This window comes from Oceanobacillus polygoni (assembly GCF_008304605.1).
GTDB lineage: Bacteria > Bacillota > Bacilli > Bacillales > Amphibacillaceae > Oceanobacillus > Oceanobacillus polygoni.
Genome location: NZ_PIJY01000020.1, coordinates 48,559 through 70,714, shown reverse-complemented (window position 1 = coordinate 70,714; position 22,156 = coordinate 48,559). Strand labels below are relative to the sequence as shown.

Genomic DNA, 22,156 nt, shown 5'->3' with positions numbered 1-22,156 from the left:
AGTGCATGTCTATTTTTATTAAGGAAATGGTTAAAAACAAACTAAAGCATCTTACACGTGATGAGCTTCTACACTACAGTAAACAATATGGGTTTCAATTAACCGAAGCACAAGCACAGCAGATTGCATTATACTTACGTAAAAATACGCTTGATCCATTTAATCCAAAAACACGGCAAGAAATGTTTCAACACTTAGCAGCAATTACGGATGAGCAAACGGCTAGTAAAGCAGAGCAATTATTGCATACATTAATTCAATCTTATGGCTTAGAACATCTTTTTCAATGATAAAAGGAATAGCATCGCTATTCCTTTTATCATGAATTTATAATTTGTTCTTTTAAGTCCTCTACAAATGATCCGTTGCGAATCATTTCGATTTCTAGCTTATATGGCGCTTTTTTATTCTTTTTATCCGTCCCTACATATGGTGTTTCTAGAATTTTTGGCAATGTTGTTAGCTGTGGATGATGAACAACATAATGTAATGCGTCAAATCCTATATGACCGAACCCTATATTTTCATGTCGGTCTTTATGAGCACCACGCTCATTTTTACTATCATTCACGTGAACAACTTTAATTCGATCTATGCCAATAATTTTATCAAATTCATTTAAAACACCATCAAAATCATTCACGATATCATAACCTGCATCATGAATATGACATGTATCCATACAAATGGATAGTTTTTCATTATGTGTTACACCATCAATTATTTTAGCTAGTTCATCAAAGGTTCGTCCAACTTCTGAACCTTTTCCAGCCATTGTTTCTAAAGCAATCTGTACTGTGCTATCACTTTCAAGAACTTCATTAAGCCCTTCGATTATTTTTTTAATCCCAGTATCTGCACCCTCGCCAACGTGTGCGCCAGGATGCAGCACAATTTGCTTAGCACCAATAGCTGCTGTACGATCGATTTCATTACGCAAGAAATTGACACCAAGTTCAAACGTCGCTGGTTTTATCGCATTACCAATATTAATGATATATGGCGCATGTACTACGATATCCGACATACCGTGTTGCTCCATATGCTCACGGCCTGTCATAATATTTAGTTCCTCTACTGGCTTTCTCCTTGTATTTTGCGGTGCGCCAGTATAAATCATAAACGTATTTGCTCCGTAGGCTTGAGCTTCTTCACTCGAACCCAACAACATTTTCTTTCCACTCATTGATACATGTGATCCAATTTTCAACAATTGTTACACCTCTCCCCTATCTTTTTAAAAAACTTGGCGATTATCATTATTTGGAAGATTCCATAGTCGTGTTTATGCGGATAGAAAGGTTCTATGCGTCCCTATCTACCAAAAAGCTATTTCTTAAATTTTGTACGCTTCGATAATTTACGTTTAATGGACTCTTGCTGTTTCTTCATTTTTTTCTTATAGCCTGGCTTTACCTTTTTAGCTTTACGTACTTGCTTCCATGCTTCTTTTTCAATATTTGTTGTTGTTTTTGTACGTAAATGCCGCTCATTCCAAGGCTTAGCTTCCTTCCATTCCCCATCTTTTACTTCCGTATAAGTGAAACTTAATCCTTTTTGCTCGAGTTTCTCCACTAATGGTAGGTCTGATTCATGATAAATACTAATCGCTGTTCCTTCCATTCCAGCTCTTGCTGTTCTACCAACTCGGTGAATATAAAATTCTTCTTCCTTCGGTATTTGAGCATTAATGACGTGACTAACACCTTTGATATCAATTCCTCTTGCAGCTAAATCTGTAGCGACAACATATTGATAGCGCAAATTTTGAATATCTTTTAATACACGTTTTCGCTCTCTTGGTGTAAGACCACCATGAATTAAACCGACATCTAATCCGCGTTCCAGCAATGATTCAGCTAGCTCGTTTGCTTGTTTTTTTCCATTTGTAAAGACAATTGCCAAATATGGTTGGATTGCTTTTGATATGTCAAAAATAATGTCTGCTTCATTGCGATGCTTACGAGCAATCAATCGATGCTCCATTGTTTCGGGTGAGAAATGCTCATCTATTTTTACATATAACGGATTTTCTAAATATTTTTTGAAAAAATGCTGCAGGCGTTGTGGAATCGTTGCCGAGAATACCATTAATTGGATATCTTTTTGCGAGCGGATTAGTAATTGATCTACTTCCTCAATGAAACCAAGATCCAACATTAAATCTGCTTCATCAATCACAAAAGAAGTTGCTGAATAAATTGAAATTGCTTCATCCTTGACAATATCCAGTATTCTCCCCGGTGTACCAACAATAATATGCGGCGGTGTTTTTAGTTTTTCTGCCATCTTCTGCTTATCGGTTCCACCTACTAATAGCTTCGCAACCCATGTACCTTCTTTTTCTGCATAGTCAATAATTGTTCTAACTTCATTGTAAATTTGGGTTGCTAATTCCCGTGTAGGAGCTGTAATCACAAACTGAACTTCTCGTTTATTATTATCGATGTGATTAAAAAGAGGTAGTAAATAGGCATGTGTCTTACCAGATCCTGTACGCGATTGTCCAATAACACTTTCTCCTTTTAGGATAGCAGGTATTACCTTGCTTTGTATTTCTGTTGGATGCTTAAATCCAAGCTTATCAATAGCACGATCTAGCGAAGGCTCGAAAGCGAAAGGCTCAAAGTTATTTTTTTTCATAGTTGTAATACTCCTTTTGTCTTTTCTGTTTTATACAAACTGAAAAGGATCTGTATTCGATTCAGAGACAAGAATGTCTATGTTTTCCTTATCCAAATGTTCCTTTAAATGTGCTGCCGTAAATTGCTTCATTATTTTTTCAATATAGTGACCAGCGTCGATAACTGCAAGGCCCATTTGCCACGCGTCCTGTGCGACATGGAAGGTCATGTCTCCGGTAATATAGACATCTGCTCCCTTTTGTTTCGCATGATGAATATACTTTTCACCACTACCGCCAAGTACAGCTACCTTCTTCACCTTTTTATTTAGGTCACCTGTAACACGAAGCGCTGGAACATCAAGTACCTTTTTCACATGTTCACAAAAGCTATTTAGGTCCATTTTATTCTTCAATGTACCAATTCTGCCAATTCCGTAACGTTTTCCTTCATTTGCTAGCGGGAAAACATCATATGCCACTTCTTCATAAGGATGGGCAGTAATTAAAGAGCTTATTACCTGGTGCAGGATTGACTTAGGTATAATTGTTTCAATCTTCACCTCATCCACAAATTCTAGTTCATTTTCTGTTCCAATAAATGGTTGACTGCCTTCCAGAGGTTTAAAAGTCCCCTGTCCTTTTGTCTGAAATGTACAATGGCTATAATTACCAATATGTCCGGCACCACTACTTCCTAATGATTCTCTAACTTCATCAATATGTGTTTCCGGCACATATACCACTATTTTATACAGCTTTTCTCTGTCAGTCTCCACAATTATGTCATTCTTTTCAATTCCAAGTGCATCAGCTAACATATCATTCACACCACCAACAGCAATATCCAAATTGGTGTGTGTTGCATAGACAGATATATGATTTTCTAACAATTTCTGAATAACTCTTCCTTGCGGTGTTTCTATATTAACTTGTTTTAATGCTTTAAACAAGAATGGATGATGTGCAATGATCAGGTTTGCGCCCTTTTCGATTGCTTCATCCACCACATTTTCCATTACATCAAGTGAGATAAGAACCTTCGTTACAGGATTATGATAGGAGCCAATTTGCAATCCAACATTATCCCAATCATAGGCTAACTGCTTTGGAGCCCACTTTTCCATAAGCTGAAAAACGTCTGAATTAGTCACTTTGTTCTTCATCCTGTAATTCCTCCCTAATCCACGATAATTCTTTTTCAAATCGTTCCATTTTGTCACTATTGATATTACTCGCTTCTTTCATTTGACTAATAACTCTTGCTAGCTTTTTATATTCTGATTGCCATTTTTCGTAAAATATAGCTGTTTTATTTCTCAACAATATAGGTCCAAACAATAATTCTTTTTCTAATTGCTCTTCCGTATAAGGATCTATAAGATTTTGTGTTCCTTTTTTATCTGCAACAATGATTTCATACCGATGTCCATTTTCTTCTATAATCGCTTCATTCGTAACGATGTACCCTTCTTTTAAAAGCCATCTACGTACATTACGCTCATCCACATTCGGTTGCGCAATAATTCGTTGGACATTTGATAATTTGGATTTTCCTTCTTCCAAGATTGTCTTGATTAATGAACCTCCCATACCTGCTATTACAATTTGCCTAATATCCGTAATGTCATCTAGAACCTCAAGCCCATTACCAAGTCTTACTTCGACTCGATTGGAAAGTTGATAAGCCTCTACAGTTGATTTTGCGCTATTAAATGGACCTTCATTAACTTCACCCGCGATAGCTTTTGCAGTTCGATCATGTAAGCATACATAGCACGGCAAATATGCATGGTCGGAACCAATATCAGCAAAATAAGCTCCTTCTGGAAGAAAGGAGGAAACTTTCTTTAAACGTTCTGATAGTTTTAATGTATTTATCATCATATTCTCCTTTTTAGGATGTTTAAACACCTTTAGAAATACTTACTCTAGGTAGATTCAATTTCTAAAAACAAATTTTATGTAAAAAAGAAAAGCTTTCTGTTTTCGCAGAAAGCTTAGACTTTATCATACTCATTCATTATTGTTGTTCACTAAGCCATTCAGAAAGGGCTGATAGCTCTTCTCCAGCAACATGAGCTTGAGCTGGCATTGAACCGATACCATTTTGAATAATTTCTGCGATTTCATCAGCAGAATAACTTGATCCAACAGTTGTTAAAGCAGGTCCCATTCCACCTGATAAGTCCCCACCATGACATGCCGCACAGTTTGCTTGGTAAACAGCTTCGGCATCTGCACCTGTTGTTTCTCCTTCTTGTGATCCTTCTTCTGTTTGTTCAGATCCGCCCTCTTCAGCAACTTGAATATCTGCGCGCTGATTCAAGCCGACAAATGAAATAATGACTACTGTTAGTACCCCTAAAATCGCAATAATTGCATACGGTACAACTGGGTTTCTTCTCATTTGTAGTTCCTCCTTATGTACTCCCCATTATATAATTAAACATACATTATATAGTTTACTCGAAAATTGGTTTTTTTTAAAGGAATAAGTTATAAATTTATAAAACCTGCATAAATCAACGTGAAAGTTATGGCCAAAACACTAGTAATTTGCAGAAATTTAATCTTTCTTTGTTTACTTATTAAAAGCCAATATATAAAATTACCAATCAAAACCATAATCTGCAGCAAATCACTTTTCAAAATTAGGTTTGCACTAAACGTAGTAAGTAATAGCATTACTAGTAATCCAGCTATAAGCGGTACGTGTAAATAAGGATGCCCATTTTTACGAAAATAATTCGTGATCCAGATTAAGTAGCTAAAAAATAACAGCAAAATACCAAGTTGCAAAAAGGAATCAAATTCAGTAGAATATAAAACAAGAAGTGAAAACGGTACCATGAGTAATGATAATATGAGATGTATTACAATTCTAAGTGTCCATTGTCCTTTGTTATTCACTTCTTCCGAGAATGCTTCTCCATTTGTGTATAGTGCAAGAAGATAATCACAGTATGTTTCGGGGAGCAAGCGATGCTCCTTCCAATATTTAATTTCTTTAACAATGATAGCGATTCGTTCTGCTGCCATTATGTATCACCCCTATACAGGATGTGTATGGAAGCCAGGAAAGTCATTATTCACACTTACTGTGAACAATGACCATACCTAATCAGTCCAAAAAGTCCTTCAATCGTTTGCTACGGCTTGGATGTCTTAACTTTCTAAGTGCTTTTGCTTCGATTTGTCGGATACGTTCTCTCGTCACGCCAAATACTTTACCAACTTCTTCGAGTGTTCTTGTACGCCCATCGTCAAGACCAAAACGAAGACGCAGTACATTTTCTTCTCGATCTGTCAATGTATCCAATACATCTTCTAGCTGTTCTTTCAATAACTCATACGCAGCATGATCGGATGGAGATACCGCCTCTTGATCCTCGATAAAATCTCCTAAATGGGAATCGTCCTCTTCCCCAATAGGCGTTTCAAGAGAAACAGGTTCTTGAGCAATCTTTAAAATGTCTCGAACCTTATCCGGGCTAAGTTCCATTTCTTCACCAATTTCTTCTGGTGTTGGTTCACGTCCTAAATCCTGTAGCAAGGATCGCTGAACCCGAATTAATTTATTAATTGTCTCTACCATATGAACAGGGATACGAATCGTCCTAGCTTGGTCAGCGATAGCTCGTGTAATGGCTTGTCTAATCCACCAAGTTGCATAGGTACTAAATTTAAACCCTTTACGGTAGTCAAATTTCTCAACAGCCTTAATAAGACCCATGTTACCTTCCTGAATTAAATCAAGGAAAAGCATACCTCGACCTACATAGCGTTTTGCGATACTGACAACAAGACGCAAATTCGCTTCTGCTAAACGGCGTTTCGCTTCTTCATCGCCCTCTTCAATTCGAGATGCAAGTTCAATTTCCTCAGCAGCAGATAAGAGATTGACTCTTCCGATTTCCTTTAAATACATGCGAACAGGGTCATTTATTTTAATCCCTAAAGGAACACTTAAATCATTTAAATTAAATTCCTCTTCTTTCGCGATTTCCTGCATATTTGGGTCATCCTCAGATTCACCAATTACTTCTACACCTTGTTCTTCCAGGTACTCATAAAATTCATCCATCTGATCGGATTCAATTTCAAAGTTGGATAAACGGTCTGCCACCTCTTCATAGGCTAACGTACCGCGTTTTTTACCCATTTCAACAAGCTTTTCCTTTGCTTGATCAAGTGTCAATTCAGTTTCCTTTGTTTGCGAAGGCTTCTTGTCGGTCATGAGTCCCCCTCCTTCTAGACTAATTAGATAATTAATTTGTATTTTTCAATTGCTTTTGAAGCTCAATAATTTGCATCGCTATTTGAGCTGCTTTTAAAGGGTCATTTTGCTGTTCAGCAATCTTTTGCTGCTCTTTCAGTGATTTGATATTCACTGAATCATTCGATTCATTTTGGATAATCCGAATGTAATCATTAATTTCCCTATCACTTATTTCTTCCCTTGTAGGTGTCATAGCAATCTCTGCTACGAGCTGTTTCAGTCGGTCATCATGCAGTCTTTCAATAAATAAGCTGATATCAGGTGGATGCTCTTCTTCATAAAATGCATATAGGTATGTCGCAATAATCTTATAATCATCGACGTTAAATCTTGCGCCTAATTCATGTTGTACCCTCTCTGTAATATGAGAATTATGCAACATGTATGCTATTAATTTTTTTTCCGCGTTATAAAAAGCTGGAAGAAGTTTCTTTTGACTTTGCTTGAATGCTGTGTTATTAGTATATCTGTTCTTTCCCTGCTTATCCTCAAGCTTTTCTTGTTTTTGCCTGTAGCCATGCATTTCGGCCGATAAAGTTTCAATAGAAATCTGATGTGCTTCGCTCAATTCTTTTAAATAATATTCCCTTTCAATAGGGCTCTCAATCATGGCGAGCTCTTTCAATATATTTTCTATATAGGTTATGCGGTCCCCTTCCAAATTTAGATTATAATCTTTTTGGAGGTAGCGCATATAGAAACTCATATACGTGTCACTTGCTTTTATGACCTGATTGATAAAAGCATCTGATCCATGCTTTCTAATAAAGCTGTCAGGATCCATATCTTCATCAAGGCTTGCTACTTTTATGCCACAGCCAACACTTCGCAATAAATTCGCAGCCTTATATGTTGCTGCCAGCCCCGCTCTGTCACCATCGTAACAAATAACGACCGTATCGACGTAACGATTTAAGAGCTTTGCCTGAGATTCGGTCAACGATGTTCCGAGCGTTGCTACTACATTTTTTACCCCAGCCTGATACGCTGAAATAACATCCATATACCCTTCAAATAAAACAACTTCATTTTGCTTGCGAATATGCTTTTTTGCTAAGTCAAAGTTATATAGTAACTTCCCTTTTTGGAAAAGCTCACTCTCGGGGCTATTTAAATATTTCGGCTGCTCATCTGTTATCGAGCGTCCCCCAAAGGCTACTGTCTTTCCAATATGATTTCGAATTGGAAAAATTACTCTTCCTCTAAATCGATCCGTAACGCGATTGTTATCGAGTTGAGACACAATACCAGCTTTTACTAATAATTGTTGTTGGAACCCTTTCTTAGCAAGAAATTCAGCAATGAAATCTTGGGCATTAGGAGCAAACCCTAACTGAAAAGTTTCGATTGTTTCGTCATCCATTCCTCTTTCCTTTAGATAATGATAGCCTTCTTTTCCATCTTTCGTAAAACGCAAGAGATGATGGTAAAGCTTTCGAAGCCAGTCATATGCTGATAATACGTTTTGGCTTTCTTGGGACATAGATGATTCCCTATTCATCCCACTTTCTGGAAGGTTAATACCACTTCTGTCGGCGAGGAATTTTAAAGCCTCATAGAATGAAAAACTTTCGATTTCCATCATGAAGTTTATAGCATTTCCACCTTTTTTACAGCCAAAGCAATAGAAAATTTGCTTTTCCTGTGTTACTGAAAAGGATGGTGTCTTCTCTCCATGGAATGGACATAAACCCACGTAGTTTTTACCTTGTTTCTTTAATTGTACGTATTCGCCAACAACATCTAAAATATCATTGGACTTTCTAATCTCTTCAATTACCTCTTCTGGTATTTGATTGGCCATTATTAACCACCATACTATACTAATATTCGTGACGGATAAAAAAAATCCTTCATGTTTCGACATTTTTTTCTTAAAAACCGAAAAAAATTACCCTCTGTTACGATCGGTAAGTCTAAGAAGGTTATTTCCATCTACTCCATATTTAATTACTATTGTACCTCCTGCAGCTAAAATATAAACTAATGAATAACAAACAGTATAGATTTTAACGAAGTAAAGCTACCTCTGTAATAAACTAATTCTACATAATCACCTTGAATTCCTTCTTATTGATGAATGTTTTATTTTTCAGAATTACAGCAAACGATAGCTTTTTTACGTATATGTTTACACAAAGATTTATTATAATACATATTTTTAAAGATATCTATTAAAATGACTTATTTTCCTAGCAAAAGAAAACATTCTGCTCGTGAACAATGAGCAGAACGTTTATTAATCTAATTCGACTGTTTTTGAATCATACGCATAATCAGATTTGCGGTTTCTTCTACCGCCTTATGTGAAACATCAATTACAGGACAATTAATTTTGCCAACTACTTTATTAAAGTAATCAAGCTCTTGATGAATTCGATCCATATTTGCATAGGTAGCCTGGTCACCTAGACCTAACGCTTTTAACCTCTCTTTTCGGATGCCATTTAGCTTATCTGCAGTTATTCGTAAGCCAATACATTTGGCTGGATCAACTTCAAACAACTCCTCAGGCGGGTCAACCTCTGGCACAATCGGTACATTCGCCACCTTGATTCGTTTATGTGCCAAATACTGCGATAAAGGCGTTTTAGATGTACGAGAAACGCCAATTAAAATAATATCTGCACGAGCTATTCCCCGAGGATCCCTTCCATCATCATATTTTACAGCAAACTCAATTGCTTCAATTTTCTTGAAGTAGTCCTCATCCAGTTTATGTATCAGCCCCGCTTCCTGTCGAGGGCTTTTATCAAAAACGCGCTCCATTGATTCGAGTGTTGGTCCCATTATATCAATTGCCTCTACTTGCATGACCTTTGACTGGTTGTTCAAATAGTTTCTTAATTCAGGATCTACGAGGGTAAAGCCAATCATCCCTTTTTTCTCTTTTGCAATTTGTAGGAATTCATCGATTGTTTCTTTATCCTCGACATATGGTACACGTTGTATTCTGTAATCCCCATTCGTAAATTGACTTAGCCCCGCCTTTACAACTAATTCAGCAGTTTCACCCACAGAGTCAGATAATACAAAAACAATTGGTTGAGTATTCATTACGACAACTCTCCTCCATCCCGTTCGTAATCTTTTTACACATGGTCACCTATTGTTAGCTCTACTAATGCTTTTGTCATTGTCGTTTTCGTCACTCTGCCCACGACCTCAAGTCCATTATCTGTATCTTTAACAACTGGCAAGCCATCGATTTGTCTGGTTATCAGTTTCTGAGCAGCATCAATTAGCAGGTCATCTTTTCGACATACCGCAATATTTGGCATCCGTGTCATAATAATATGTACAGGGATAGCACTTAAATTCTGTTGACCAATACTTGCTCGTAACAAGTCTTTGCGGGATAGCACTCCAGTTAAACAGGAGTTATCATCTACAACAAATAATGTTCCTACATCTTCAAGAAACATGGTTGAGATGGCATCGTATACGGATACACTATCTTTCACAACGATAGGAACTTGTAGAAATTCATGAACTTTGAACTTTTTTATTTTCTCTGTAAGTAGTTCCGAACCAGTCTTTCCAGTATAGAAATAACCGACACGCGGGCGGGCGTCTAAGTATCCCGCCATGGTTAAAATTGCTAAATCTGGTCTCAAAGTAGCACGTGTCAAGCTTAGCCTATCTGCAATATGTTCCCCTGTAATCGGACCGTTACCTTTAACTATTTCAATGATTTGTTCCTGTCTTTTGGATAATTCCACCTTTTCACCACCCGAAAACAATATGTCACACTATTTCTTAATGTTATAGTCCATTATATAGCAAAAAGAGAAAGTATGTCATACTTTTGATTATTAGAAATGCTGTTTCCATTCAATCAATCTTAAATCAGCATATTCCTTAATCAAACTTGAAAGTATATTGATAAGCGCAAGACGATTTGCACGTATGTCTTCATCATCTGCCATTACCATATTATTGTCAAAGAACGAATGAATCGAATCAGCTAATTCCTCTAAGCAGGCTAATGCCTTAACTGCATTTTTATGTTTATTGTACGTGTCGAAATTCTCTCGAACCAAATTATATTGTGAATACAATGCTGCTTCAGATTCCGTTTTAAATTGCTCCGAACGTACATTCACACCATCTGCTTTATCGGATAAATTAAGCACACGTACTAAAGCCTCTTGGATATGCTTAAAGCTTTCATCACTTCGCTTCTCAGAGAGAAGTTTTGCCTTGGCAATCGTATAATCAAACTTACCTACTGCACGATGGACAACTGCGTTAATCACATCTTGTTCAACATGTAATTCTTTAAGCAAATAAGATGCACGAAGTTGGAAAAATTCTTTAAGCTCTGCCGCTACTTTATCCTGATTTTCCAATTCAATATCTAATGTTTGATATAAAGAAGTCACAATATCTAGCAAGGTCTCCAGCGAAATATCCCATTCTCTTTCAGCAATGATTCGTAATACACCTGTTGCTTGTCTGCGGAGGCCATATGGATCCTGTGAACCTGTTGGAACTAAACCAACTGAAATACAGCCAACAATAGTATCTAACTTATCAGCAATACTTACAATTGAACCAACTAATGATTCTGGAAGCGCTCCGTTCGCTTGCTTCGGTAAATAATGTTCACGTATTGCCCCTGCAACAATTGGATCCTCGCCGAAATGAACGGCATATTTTTCACCGACAATTCCTTGAAGCTCGGTAAATTCATTCACCATATTTGTCATGAGATCAAATTTACTAATGGTTGCAGCTCTTACTGTCTTTTCTTTCTGAGCATCATCAAGTCCAATTAATTCTGTTACCTTTTCAGTTATATGAATGATTCGCTTCACTTTATCACTAATTGTTCCTAAATTTTTCTGGAAAACAACACGTTCTAATCTTTCTTGATAAAAATCAATCGACTGTTTGAGGTCTTCTTCCAAGAAAAACTCAGCGTCTGATAATCGCGCACGAAGTACTTTTTCATTTCCTCGAATTACAGTTGCAAGTTCATGGATATCCCCATTACGAACCCCAACAAATCGTGCTAATAATTGACCATCTTTAGATGTTACTGGGAAGTAACGTTGGTGCTCCTTCATCGACGTAATCAGAACCTCTGATGGTAATTTTAGATAGTCCTCTTCAAATGACCCCATGAATGCAGTTGGATATTCAACAAGATTCTTAACTTCATTCAGTAAAGCAGCATCAACTGGAATCAACAGGTTATTAGCTTCTTCTAGTGTTTTAATTCCTTCAATAATCATTTCCTCACGTTTTTTAGGATTCACGACAACATAATTGTCAAGTAAGGAAGACTCATATTCAGAAGGAGCAGCTAAATGAATCTCTTTCCCTAAGAAACGATGACCGTATGTTATATTGCTTGTTTTGACGTTTGTGATTTCAAACGGAATGACTTCACTCCCGAATAATGCAACAAGCCAGCGAATCGGACGTGCATAGCGGAGGGTTTCTGTTGCCCAGCGCATATTTTTGCCAAATTGAATGGACTCTATTATTGCTTTGAAGTCAGGAAGTAATTCTTGAACGGACTTCCCTTCGATATGCTTTTTCACAAAAATATAGGATATACCTTTAATTTCTTTCGTATAAATATCTTCAGGCGTTTTCCCTTGTCCTCTTGTAAAACCAATAGCTGCTTTTGTCCAATCTCCATTTTCATCTTTTGCTATTTTCGCAGCAGGTCCCTTAGCTTCTTCCTCAATTGTCGTTTGGAATTCTTCCATTTCTTGAATATAGACAGCTAAACGTCTCGGGGTCGCAAATGAAGTGATCGAACCGAAAGGAATTCGCAGTTCCTTTAACCACGCTTCTGTTTTTATTAATAGTTGCTGCTCTGCATCATCGATAAATCGTGCAGGTAACTCTTCAAGTCCGATTTCAAATAAGACATCTCTTGCCATTTAATTTTCCTCCTTTTCAAGCATTGGAAATCCTAATTTCTCGCGTTCTGCAACATATGTTTTGGCAATGCTGCGAGCTAAGTTACGGATTCGTGAGATGTAACCAGTCCGTTCGGTCACAGATATAACACCTTTGGCATCAAGTAAGTTGAATGTATGCGAACACTTTAAAACATAATCATACGCAGGAAATACAAGCCCTTTATTCATTGTGCTCTCTGCTTCTTTCTCATACATAGAAAACAACTGAAATAACATTTCTGTATTGGATTCTTCAAACGTATATTTCGAATGCTCGAATTCCGGCTGATAAAAGATATCCCGGACTGTAACACCATTATTCCATTCTAAATCAAACACATTTTCCTTATCTTGGATGTAAGAAGCAAGTCGTTCAATCCCGTATGTTATTTCAACGGTTACTGGATTTGCTTCAAGTCCACCGATTTGTTGAAAATAGGTGAATTGGGTTATTTCCATTCCATCAAGCCAAACTTCCCAGCCAAGCCCAGCAGCACCTAATGTTGGGTTTTCCCAATTATCTTCCACAAAGCGAATATCATGTTCAAGTGGATTAATTCCCAGCTTCACTAAAGAATCTAAATAGAGTTGTTGAATATTAGCTGGTGATGGCTTCATAATCACTTGAAATTGATGATGCTGGTACAAACGGTTTGGGTTTTCCCCATATCGTCCATCTGCAGGTCTTCTTGACGGCTCCACATAAGCAACATTCCATGGCTCTGGCCCTAGGCTACGCAATAATGTCATTGGCGACATCGTGCCTGCTCCTTTTTCCACATCATACGCTTGCATTAAAATACAATTTTGATCTGACCAGTGTTTTTGTAATGTTAAAATCATTTCCTGGATATTCATTGCAAAATCCCTCCACATTCTTTAATCGTAAAACACTAAAAAACCGTCCCTATGTCTATATCTTGATAGACATAGGGACGGTTTTACCGCGGTTCCACCCTATTTGCTCTATATAATTGTATATAAGAGCCACTTTATTTACTTTGCTCCAGAGTTCCTTTCCCAGCCATCTCATTATCCAGCTCACACTATCCTGGACTCGCTTTAAACAGAATTCGTACTGGTACTCTTCTCCTTCGTCACAAATCATTATTTAATATTGAAATATGTAAAAATCATACTTTATCCTTTTCATTCTGTCAATCGTTAGCTATATTAATTTGTCAAGCTGTGTTAGAAATTTTCTTGTTTTTAAATAAAAGCCACCATATTGATCATAATACGCATTTAATAAATTTCGGAGAAGCTCTTTATTTTCTGGCTTGATGGAGATCGTCCCGATACGTTCCAAACCAACAGAAGAAAACATGAAGAGTAATTTAGCGATCGTATCAGGTAGTCCGACTGCTTCTGTATCCATATACCTACAGCGTGTGCAAAGCATTCCACCTTCTGCAATTGAAAAGGCGAATGGCATTTGTCTATTTCCACAATTGGTACAACGATCAACAGTAGGAGCAAATCCTCCTTTTTCAAATAGCTTCAACTCATACATCATTAACGGTATCTCGGCTTCATCATTTTCTGCGATCCAAGTCATGGTTTGAACAAATTGATCAAACAGGTATGGATCTGGGCTTTTTTCATCAAGTAACTTCTCTGTGAGCTCCGTCATATAGGCTGCATAAGCGGTTTTGACAATATCCTCTCGAATTGGTCGAAAAGAATCAATGATTTCTCCTTGCTGAATCGTGCTCAAGCCTTGATTTACATACACAAATAATTGGGCACGGATAAACGGCTGTATAACTGCAGCCATCCTACTTTTTGGTTTTTTAGCTCCTCTAGCAAGCGCTGTGAATTTCCCAATATTTTTACTAAGAATTGTTACAAGCTTATGAGTCTCTCCATAATCCCTTGTTTTTATGATGATTCCATCTATCTTCTCTAGCACACAACTTCACCCTTCTTCTTATACAAGAATAATCACAATTGTGGATCATTCCATCTCCCATATGAAGATGAATGCTTTAGTAGAAATTATATGTGTCATTGTTTTTATTAGTGGAATGGTCCTGTCAGCCACTTTGCTCACACAACCATTCCTTCGTTTCAAGCCGTATCGGCATTCTGTAATATTATATATTTGCATCTAGTGTTGCTTCTGCTTCAGTCTGTCCAAACTCTTGTTGCGATGTTGCATTTTCTAGTTCCTTTAATAACAAATAGGTTTCAATGTTTCCTGTCTGACTAAAAACTTTCCAAGTTAGGTCGATCACAAGAAACCCCACCTTTCTTTAATGTTTAATGAAAATGTAACTTACTACTTAGAGTGGCACTTCAGCTAAAAAACATTAGTATTAAAAATTACCATCTTTAATAATCATCACTACGATAGCCAAATTCATGCAATTGACTTTGCCTATTTCTCCAATCTTTCTTGACCTTAACCCATAACTCTAAGTACACTTTGGAGCCAAGTAATGCTTCAATATCTTTCCTGGCATTTCTTCCAATATTTTTAAGCATACTTCCTTGTTTTCCAATCAAAATGCCTTTTTGTGTACTTCTTTCGGTAATAATAGTTGCTTGAACAAGCAATTTCTCTTGTTCACGTTTTTCAATATTTTCGATTGCCACTGCAATCGAATGAGGTACTTCTTCTTTTGTTAAATGTAATACTTTTTCCCGAATAAGCTCTGAAATAATAAAGCGTTCAGGGTGATCTGTTACTTGATCTTTCGGATAGTATTGTGGACCTTCAGGTAAATGGCTTTTTAACACTTCAACTAAATGGTTCACATTGTTTCCTTCCAGTGCAGAAATCGGAATAATTTCTTCAAATTTACATTTATCTTTATATTGGTCAATCAATAAAAATAATTCATCTGGATGGATTAAATCAATCTTGTTAATGATTAAGAAAATGGGACTGTTTATTTTTTGCAGTCGATCTAAAATATACTGATCGCCCTTTCCATACCCTTCCTTTGCATTAATCATAAACAAAACAGCGTCCACTTCATTGAGTGTACCCTCTGCCACGTTTACCATGAAATCGCCCAAGCGGTGCTTTGGCTTATGAATTCCTGGTGTATCGATAAATATGAGCTGCGCATCATCTGTTGTAAGTACACCTTGAATTTTATTTCTTGTTGTTTGTGCCTTGTCACTCATAATAGCAATTTTTTGCCCGATAACACGATTCATAAATGTTGACTTTCCAACATTTGGTCTACCAATTATTGTAATAAACCCTGATTTAAAATGATGATTTGTTTCCATGCTGTATCCTCCGCGACGATTTCTTTAATATGTGATTCTTTACATTATAATACTACAAATAATGCAAGCTTTCATTCAATCGACAAAACCTTTAAAAAGATTATCTTTTCACTTAAAGTACCACAATAAATTCCAAAAGCAAAGGTGGAAGAAAAATATATGTAACTCTTAAATTCACATACCCGGTTTACTTTAACGTAAAACACACAAAAAAGTCCTTGAGACAAGGACTTTTAAAAAAGAATATGCAGTTTAGGAAGGAAAATTAGCAGGCCAATGATTGCTGCTATTATTGCAGCAATCAAAACCGCTCCTGCTGCAACATCCTTGATTATTTTAGCCGTTGGATGGATTTCTGGCCTTAAATAGTCAATCAGCTTTTCTATAGCAGTATTCGTTACCTCTACCATAAGTACCAATCCAATTGTCAGTACAATGATTGCCCATTCGACCATTGTCAGCTTAAATAGAAATCCAGCAGCTACCGTTAAAAATGTTGCTAGCAAATGGATTCTAAAATTCCGTTCTGTCTTTGCGATTTCCTTAATACCGTTCCACGCATACGAGAATCCTATTTTCCGCTTCTTATCTTTCAATTCCGAACTCACCTAGAATTTCCTCTTGTCTTTTAAACATTCTCTCTTCGTCAGCTTTATTCATATGATCATACCCTAACAAATGCAAGAACCCGTGTACCGTCAAAAAGGCAAGCTCTCTTTCAAAAGAATGTTCATATTCGATCGCTTGCTCCTTTGCCTTATCTACGGAAATAACAATATCCCCAAGTGCCAAAGGGAGATCCTCACCAACTATTTCAAGCTCTCCTTCTACTGATTCTTGCATCGCAAATGAGATGACATCAGTAGGTGTATCCTTTTGGCGATAATTACGGTTAAGTTCTTGGATCTCTTTATTACCAACGAAATTAACAGACATTTCCGCCTCTTTAGATACTCCCTCTTTTTCGGCAGCGAATTGTAGTAAACGTTCTAATAAATCAACGTAATCACTTATTACTGATTTTGTTTCATCATGAAAATCAATGTACATTCATTTTCCCTCCTTCGATGGATATTGAATTCTAGAGTGAAAAATTCCTTTTAACGATTCAATAATTGTTCGATGAATAACATGAAGCTCTTTTAATGTTAAAGGACTTTCATCTAATTGTCCATCAGCGAGCCGACTCTTTACAATAGAAGCCACAATCTCCTCAATTTTACCGGTTGTAGGTTCTTCCAAAGATCGAACCGCTGCTTCAACTGAGTCACAAATACAAATAATTGCAGCTTCCTTCGTCTGTGGCTTCGGACCCGGATACCTGAAAATGGATTCTTCCACATTGGGATTCTTTTCTTTCTCTTTGTAGTAAAAAAATTTCAATAACGATGTCCCGTGATGTTGTTTTGCAATATCGATAATTTCTTTTGGCATTTTATGCTTTTTTAACAGTTCTGCTCCATCATATGGGTGTCGAATAATAATTTCAGCACTTTTTTTCGGATCAATAAAATCATGTGGATTGCGAATGGATAATTGATTCTCTATAAAATACTGTGGTCGAGCCGTTTTACCAAGGTCATGATAATAGGCCCCAACCCTAGCCAACAGTCCATTTGCACCAATCGCTTCACATGCCGTCTCACTAATGTTTGCAACCATAACAGAATGATGGTACGTCCCAGGTGATTCGGTTAACAGTTTTTTCAAAAGCGGTTGATTCGGATTGGATAGCTGTAATAATTTGATATCTGATAGAATTCCGAGTATGGTTTCAAAAAAGGGAAGTAAACCAATTGCTAATACCGTTGCCAGAACTGCCGAACCAAGTCCAAAACTTGTATGTACAAAAAGATCGAACCAGGAATATTTTTCAAAGGAAAGAAATAAGAATAATAATACAGTAACGATATTGACAAAAGCTACGCCTAGCCCTGTCTTTAAAATTGTCAGTCGATCTTTCACATTCATTAAAAAGATGATCCCAGCTAATTGGCTGACAAGAAAATAAATCCCTGCTTCCACATTTAAAGAGCCTGCTATTTGCCCATTAAAGATAACACTTCCTAAGATAGCATAAAGAATGGACAACACAATTGCTAGCCTTTCATTGATTAGCATTTTAATTAGTATAACACCAGTAGCAATTGGTGTAACGAAAAAAAGTTGATTGGACTGTGTTGTATAAACACTAATAATCTTCATCAATGAAACTACAATTATGCTAATAAAAAAGATCGCAAGCATTTTTTCGAAACTCCATTGGTTTTGCTTGGAAATATGATACATCTCAACAGCTATAAAGCTACAAATCATGACAATAAGTAATGCAAGCCCAACAACTGGATAAATATTACTCTGCTCGTCCAATAATCCAACAAGATCCAGCCTTTCATAGATTTCATTTGTTATCGTCTGTCCTTCTCGAACAATTACTTCACCTGCACGAATCATAGCTGGATCAACGCTACTTGCAGCCTCTTTTCTAGCTTCTGAAGTTTTTTCCACGTCAAAAAATGAATTTTCAACCACAGCAAAATCAGTGAGCTCTGTTAATGGCTCCTTCAACGTTTCTTCTATATCCGCATATTCAATATACTGATTCACATTTGCTTTTGCCGTTTCCAAATTCTCTGTACGCACACCATTATTTAACGTTTCTTCAAGCGCATCTGCTAGTACTTCTTTCCCCGTATCCAACTCATCTTCGCTAAATTGTAAAAGGTGTATCAGTGTACCATCTTTTACAGAGCTGCTTATTTCATCAGATAAAATTTGCTTTAATTGTATTACTTTTTCTTGATCTGTAAGTGGAGCAGCTACATCCTCTTCATCGCGTTGATTTTCACTTTCTTCTTCCAACTTGAAAATACCGTCAAATATTTCCTCCACAAAACTAACTTGCTCCATGGTAACTTCATTGGATATACTATATCTATCTTGAACAGACTGAACGGTTTCTCTCGTTTTCCGTTCTGTTTCTTGTTCATTTTCAATTGTTATTGGAGAACGAATTGTTTCACTTGCATTGCTAAATCGTTCAATATCGTAAATTTTTGTTTGAATATTGTTCAACGTTATAAAAAAGAAAAAGACACCTAATAAAACCACTGGTAATAATATCAATAGCCAACTATGTTTTTTACCTAACGATTCAAGCTTGCTTCTCATTCGAACTTTCACTCGTATCACCCCATTTTATAAGACAGCTATACAGAAATAAGACCCGAATAGCTCAGGGCCTTACCTGTTTTATTCTATTTCTAGTTTTCGGTTTCATATGCTGCAATGATACGTTGAACTAGTGGATGCCTTACAACATCTGTTTGTTTCAAATACACTAATGAAATTCCATCAATAGAGGCTAACAACTGTTGTGCAATATGCAAACCAGATTTAACCCCTTTTGGTAAATCAATTTGCGTAATGTCACCTGTAATAACCATTTTGGAGCCGAAGCCCAGTCTAGTTAAAAACATCTTCATTTGTGCTGGTGTTGTATTTTGTGCTTCATCTAAAATAACGAATGCATCATCCAACGTCCGCCCACGCATGTAGGCTAGTGGTGCAATTTCAATCGTCTCTCGTTCTATCAAACGCTGTGTATGTTCTGCTCCTAATACATCATGAAGTGCATCATATAGAGGACGCAAATAAGGATCTACCTTCTCTTTTAAATCCCCTGGTAAAAATCCGAGGCTCTCGCCAGCTTCTACGGCAGGACGAGTGAGAATAATTCGTTTTACGAAACCATTTTTTAATGCATGTACTGCCATTACTACAGCTAGATATGTCTTACCAGTTCCAGCTGGACCGATTCCAAAGACAAGGTCATTCGCCTTAATCGCGGCGATGTAGTTTTTTTGACCAAGCGTTTTTACACGAATTGATTTGCCTTTTACATTTTTTGTGATTTCGTCTTCAAAAAGCGCTTCTAGTTGTTTAATTTCACCTTTTTTCGCTAAGTCTACAGCGTAAACAACATCTCGTTCAGAAATGGTTTGTCCTTTTCTAATAACCGATAAAAGGGTGAGAAGAATTTCTTGGACAAGCGCAATCGCTTCCTTTGAACCAGAAACATGAACAGCTTCTCCACGAGACACGATGGACACGTTTAAAAGATTTTCAAGCTGCTTCAGATGCTTATCGTTTATGCCGAATAGCGCAAGCGCTTCATTCGTACTTGTTAATTGCAAGTCAATTTCAATTAAGTTACCTGGCATAATCAGTCTCCTTGATTTAATGGTTCTACTCTTACAATATTTTCTTCAACTGAAACAAATAGGGTTAAATTTACTTTACCATGCTCTATACTTTCATGCAAAACTTTTTCAGACAATATTTTTGCGTCAGCACCTAGTTCATTCTGCAGTTGAATAATAGCTTGATCAATTCCTGCTTGAATAGCTTCTTCCTTTGTTCGGCTCACTTTATTATACGTCTTTTCACTTAAAATAGTTTCAACAATTTCTATTGGAAGCTCCCATTTAAAAAAACGCAGGTTATTACCATGTGATTCTCGATGAATTTCACTGTAATCAGGTTCTCCAAATCCCCATATTGGTAATTGAAAATCTCCTGTTTTGAGATAATACTTCTTTTTTTGGTTTCCTGTTATCTCTTCATAGTTAAATTCAAGCGGTACCGTAACAGAGACCTCATACCAAGTATTTGCTGTAATCTCGGCTTCTGCAGCAACAAACTCACTATCTTGTTGTTCACGTTCTTCTGTTTCACTTTCTTCTTCATCCAATTGCTCCTCGCCCTCCAAAATTCCAGAAACCAAGATGTCGCCAGGTTCTACATAATCATTCACTTGTACATGAGTGGTGCCTTTTGATACATATAAATTCATAATAACGCCTTTTTTCGCAGCAACTAAATTTCGTGGCTGTTTTGGGTCCGCTTCTTCAACGACAATCTTTTCTACTCCCTCTAAGTAAAAGGTTGTCCCTTTTTGATCCACACCAGCCCAAAGAAGCTCAGGTACATCCTTCATTAGCTTTTGCTGAATCGTAGTTGGTGGATCCAGGGAAAAAAGCCAAGCCCCTGGATGAATTCCGTAACTAACTAACTGCTTGTCTATCTTTTCTTCAATATCTTTTGGAACACCACTAATTTTAACTTCCCAAATAATATTCGATAAAAAAAAGAAGAGAAGTACACTGAAAAATAACCCAAGTACCAATGGCTTCTTTTTTAAAAAACGTCTAATAAAAAATGGATAACCGTTCTTTCCAGTAAACGTAATTTTATAAATCGTTTTCCTTCTGATATGTTTCATTTGTTTTATATCCGAAAGTTTTATATTGCCTTCACATAAATCGGTTGCTCTTTTTTTTACATCCCAAACAGAAATTCCAGCATTCGCGCATTTTTGAAAAAACATCTCAGGAGCTGTTCCTTTTACTTGAATCGTTACATAGCCAGTTACTGTTTTACTATTTAAATGCTTCAATTGTATCCTCCTCTAGTTCAAGGTTTTAGTTTCCTAAGAATTTCACTTCCGAGATGGTTCCTTCGAGCAGAATTTCTTTAGGAAGCATCATTTTTAACACAAAGGAAGTACCCCTAATTTGGACATATCCATTATTCGTTTTTAACTTTAGTTCATTTTCGGAATAAACAGCCAAGCCTTGATGATTTTCAATGTATAGGTGTATGTTTCCAATTACCGTAATTCTAGGCATTTCAAGGATTATATCAGAAGGAAGAGAGAATTGCTCCGTTAACAAGGTACGTAGTCTTTGTTGCCATTTAGCCAATGATGATCCCCCCTCACATACATATGTATGAGGCTGCTTAAAACATAAGAACAAAATGCGTGATAAAAATGAGCAGGTTTTATATGGTCGGGTGCTTTATATAATATATAAACTTCGCACTTGCTTAGTATGAGCAACTATTGCCGTCCGGGATCGCTTCGGGCGGATGCTTTCCGCGGACACGGCTTCAGCCTCCCCCGGACTGGTTTGAGCAACGTTTTTTTATTTATGATACCGATGTTAATACTAGGTAACGCGCCAATTCTAGCGAAGGAAACACACGAAGACTTCTGCGGGATACGTATCCAGAGTGAGGCTCTGA

The 22,156-nt window shown here is 36.9% G+C and carries 22 protein-coding genes and 1 other annotated feature; of the genes, 1 reads left to right on the top strand and 21 read right to left on the bottom strand.

Features of this window, described 5'->3' with window-relative positions:
* Positions 1-5 precede the first annotated feature (5 nt).
* Positions 6-290 carry a DUF2624 domain-containing protein gene (locus F1560_RS07155; protein ID WP_149473958.1) on the top strand — a complete coding sequence of 95 codons (285 nt, stop codon included), beginning with the start codon at positions 6-8 and terminating at the stop codon, positions 288-290.
* A 29-nt stretch (positions 291-319) separates the two neighbouring features.
* Here F1560_RS07155 and F1560_RS07150 read toward each other — a convergent pair whose 3' ends face one another.
* The 21 genes from F1560_RS07150 to yqfC form a co-directional block, all read right to left on the bottom strand.
* Positions 320-1,213, bottom strand: a complete 894-nt coding sequence (locus F1560_RS07150) for a deoxyribonuclease IV (protein WP_149473957.1) — start codon at positions 1,211-1,213, stop codon at positions 320-322.
* A 116-nt stretch (positions 1,214-1,329) separates the two neighbouring features.
* A complete protein-coding gene (locus F1560_RS07145; protein ID WP_149473956.1) occupies positions 1,330-2,643 on the bottom strand; it encodes a DEAD/DEAH box helicase in 1,314 nt (437 codons plus the stop codon).
* Between the two features lie 30 nt (positions 2,644-2,673).
* Positions 2,674-3,789: a Nif3-like dinuclear metal center hexameric protein gene (locus tag F1560_RS07140; RefSeq protein WP_149473955.1), complete on the bottom strand. Its 1,116-nt coding sequence runs from the start codon at positions 3,787-3,789 to the stop codon at positions 2,674-2,676.
* A complete protein-coding gene (locus F1560_RS07135; RefSeq protein WP_149473954.1) occupies positions 3,770-4,507 on the bottom strand; it encodes a tRNA (adenine(22)-N(1))-methyltransferase in 738 nt (245 codons plus the stop codon). The genes F1560_RS07140 and F1560_RS07135 overlap by 20 nt, the downstream gene beginning before the upstream one ends.
* A gap of 139 nt (positions 4,508-4,646) precedes the next feature.
* The gene (cccA, locus tag F1560_RS07130) at positions 4,647-5,033 is read right to left on the bottom strand and encodes a cytochrome c550 (protein WP_149473953.1); all 387 of its coding nucleotides are present in this window, start codon (positions 5,031-5,033) and stop codon (positions 4,647-4,649) included.
* Between the two features lie 89 nt (positions 5,034-5,122).
* On the bottom strand, positions 5,123-5,665 hold the full coding sequence (locus tag F1560_RS07125; RefSeq protein ID WP_149473952.1) for a hypothetical protein: 543 nt from the start codon (positions 5,663-5,665) through the stop codon (positions 5,123-5,125).
* Between the two features lie 82 nt (positions 5,666-5,747).
* On the bottom strand, positions 5,748-6,863 hold the full coding sequence (gene rpoD / locus F1560_RS07120) for an RNA polymerase sigma factor RpoD (RefSeq protein WP_149473951.1): 1,116 nt from the start codon (positions 6,861-6,863) through the stop codon (positions 5,748-5,750).
* A 31-nt stretch (positions 6,864-6,894) separates the two neighbouring features.
* A complete protein-coding gene (gene dnaG, locus F1560_RS07115; protein ID WP_149473950.1) occupies positions 6,895-8,709 on the bottom strand; it encodes a DNA primase in 1,815 nt (604 codons plus the stop codon).
* Positions 8,710-9,149: 440 nt separating this feature from the next.
* Complete coding sequence (locus F1560_RS07110) at positions 9,150-9,962, bottom strand: pyruvate, water dikinase regulatory protein (protein ID WP_149473949.1); 813 nt, start codon at positions 9,960-9,962, stop codon at positions 9,150-9,152.
* A 35-nt stretch (positions 9,963-9,997) separates the two neighbouring features.
* On the bottom strand, positions 9,998-10,627 hold the full coding sequence (ccpN, locus tag F1560_RS07105) for a transcriptional regulator CcpN (RefSeq protein ID WP_149473948.1): 630 nt from the start codon (positions 10,625-10,627) through the stop codon (positions 9,998-10,000).
* Between the two features lie 93 nt (positions 10,628-10,720).
* The gene (gene glyS / locus F1560_RS07100) at positions 10,721-12,805 is read right to left on the bottom strand and encodes a glycine--tRNA ligase subunit beta (RefSeq protein ID WP_149473947.1); all 2,085 of its coding nucleotides are present in this window, start codon (positions 12,803-12,805) and stop codon (positions 10,721-10,723) included.
* Positions 12,806-13,684: a glycine--tRNA ligase subunit alpha gene (glyQ, locus tag F1560_RS07095; protein WP_149473946.1), complete on the bottom strand. Its 879-nt coding sequence runs from the start codon at positions 13,682-13,684 to the stop codon at positions 12,806-12,808.
* A 70-nt stretch (positions 13,685-13,754) separates the two neighbouring features.
* Positions 13,755-13,933: a binding site (T-box leader), on the bottom strand.
* A gap of 61 nt (positions 13,934-13,994) precedes the next feature.
* Positions 13,995-14,738: a DNA repair protein RecO gene (gene recO / locus F1560_RS07090; protein WP_149473945.1), complete on the bottom strand. Its 744-nt coding sequence runs from the start codon at positions 14,736-14,738 to the stop codon at positions 13,995-13,997.
* A 184-nt stretch (positions 14,739-14,922) separates the two neighbouring features.
* On the bottom strand, positions 14,923-15,063 hold the full coding sequence (locus tag F1560_RS07085) for a YqzL family protein (RefSeq protein WP_149473944.1): 141 nt from the start codon (positions 15,061-15,063) through the stop codon (positions 14,923-14,925).
* A gap of 97 nt (positions 15,064-15,160) precedes the next feature.
* Positions 15,161-16,069, bottom strand: coding sequence for a GTPase Era (era, locus tag F1560_RS07080; protein ID WP_149473943.1), 909 nt, complete (start codon positions 16,067-16,069; stop codon positions 15,161-15,163).
* 233 nt (positions 16,070-16,302) lie between these two features.
* Positions 16,303-16,665, bottom strand: a complete 363-nt coding sequence (locus F1560_RS07075; RefSeq protein ID WP_245347739.1) for a diacylglycerol kinase family protein — start codon at positions 16,663-16,665, stop codon at positions 16,303-16,305.
* Positions 16,655-17,119, bottom strand: coding sequence for an rRNA maturation RNase YbeY (gene ybeY, locus F1560_RS07070; RefSeq protein WP_149473941.1), 465 nt, complete (start codon positions 17,117-17,119; stop codon positions 16,655-16,657). Before ybeY ends, F1560_RS07075 begins: the two co-directional genes overlap by 11 nt.
* Positions 17,120-19,252 (bottom strand): HD family phosphohydrolase, encoded by a 2,133-nt coding sequence (locus F1560_RS07065; protein ID WP_338112801.1) that lies wholly within the window; start codon positions 19,250-19,252, stop codon positions 17,120-17,122.
* 80 nt (positions 19,253-19,332) lie between these two features.
* Entirely contained in the window at positions 19,333-20,292 is a 960-nt protein-coding gene (locus F1560_RS07060) for a PhoH family protein (protein WP_149473940.1), read from the bottom strand.
* Positions 20,293-20,294: 2 nt separating this feature from the next.
* On the bottom strand, positions 20,295-21,527 hold the full coding sequence (gene yqfD / locus F1560_RS07055) for a sporulation protein YqfD (RefSeq protein ID WP_149473939.1): 1,233 nt from the start codon (positions 21,525-21,527) through the stop codon (positions 20,295-20,297).
* Positions 21,528-21,552: 25 nt separating this feature from the next.
* A complete protein-coding gene (gene yqfC, locus F1560_RS07050) occupies positions 21,553-21,834 on the bottom strand; it encodes a sporulation protein YqfC (protein ID WP_149473938.1) in 282 nt (93 codons plus the stop codon).
* Positions 21,835-22,156: the final 322 nt, after the last annotated feature.

Excerpts from the sequence above, each read along its gene's own strand:
- F1560_RS07155 (WP_149473958.1), top strand. The coding sequence starts at position 6 with ATGTCTATTTTTATTAAGGAAATGGTTAAAAACAAACTAAAGCATCTT.
- F1560_RS07145 (WP_149473956.1), bottom strand. The coding sequence starts at position 2,643 with ATGAAAAAAAATAACTTTGAGCCTTTCGCTTTCGAGCCTTCGCTAGAT.
- F1560_RS07140 (WP_149473955.1), bottom strand. The coding sequence starts at position 3,789 with ATGAAGAACAAAGTGACTAATTCAGACGTTTTTCAGCTTATGGAAAAG.
- F1560_RS07135 (WP_149473954.1), bottom strand. The coding sequence starts at position 4,507 with ATGATAAATACATTAAAACTATCAGAACGTTTAAAGAAAGTTTCCTCC.
- cccA (WP_149473953.1), bottom strand. The coding sequence starts at position 5,033 with ATGAGAAGAAACCCAGTTGTACCGTATGCAATTATTGCGATTTTAGGG.
- F1560_RS07125 (WP_149473952.1), bottom strand. The coding sequence starts at position 5,665 with ATGGCAGCAGAACGAATCGCTATCATTGTTAAAGAAATTAAATATTGG.
- rpoD (WP_149473951.1), bottom strand. The coding sequence starts at position 6,863 with ATGACCGACAAGAAGCCTTCGCAAACAAAGGAAACTGAATTGACACTT.
- dnaG (WP_149473950.1), bottom strand. The coding sequence starts at position 8,709 with ATGGCCAATCAAATACCAGAAGAGGTAATTGAAGAGATTAGAAAGTCC.
- F1560_RS07110 (WP_149473949.1), bottom strand. The coding sequence starts at position 9,962 with ATGAATACTCAACCAATTGTTTTTGTATTATCTGACTCTGTGGGTGAA.
- glyS (WP_149473947.1), bottom strand. The coding sequence starts at position 12,805 with ATGGCAAGAGATGTCTTATTTGAAATCGGACTTGAAGAGTTACCTGCA.
- glyQ (WP_149473946.1), bottom strand. The coding sequence starts at position 13,684 with ATGAATATCCAGGAAATGATTTTAACATTACAAAAACACTGGTCAGAT.
- era (WP_149473943.1), bottom strand. The coding sequence starts at position 16,069 with ATGGAAACAAATCATCATTTTAAATCAGGGTTTATTACAATAATTGGT.
- ybeY (WP_149473941.1), bottom strand. The coding sequence starts at position 17,119 with ATGTACATTGATTTTCATGATGAAACAAAATCAGTAATAAGTGATTAC.
- F1560_RS07060 (WP_149473940.1), bottom strand. The coding sequence starts at position 20,292 with ATGCCAGGTAACTTAATTGAAATTGACTTGCAATTAACAAGTACGAAT.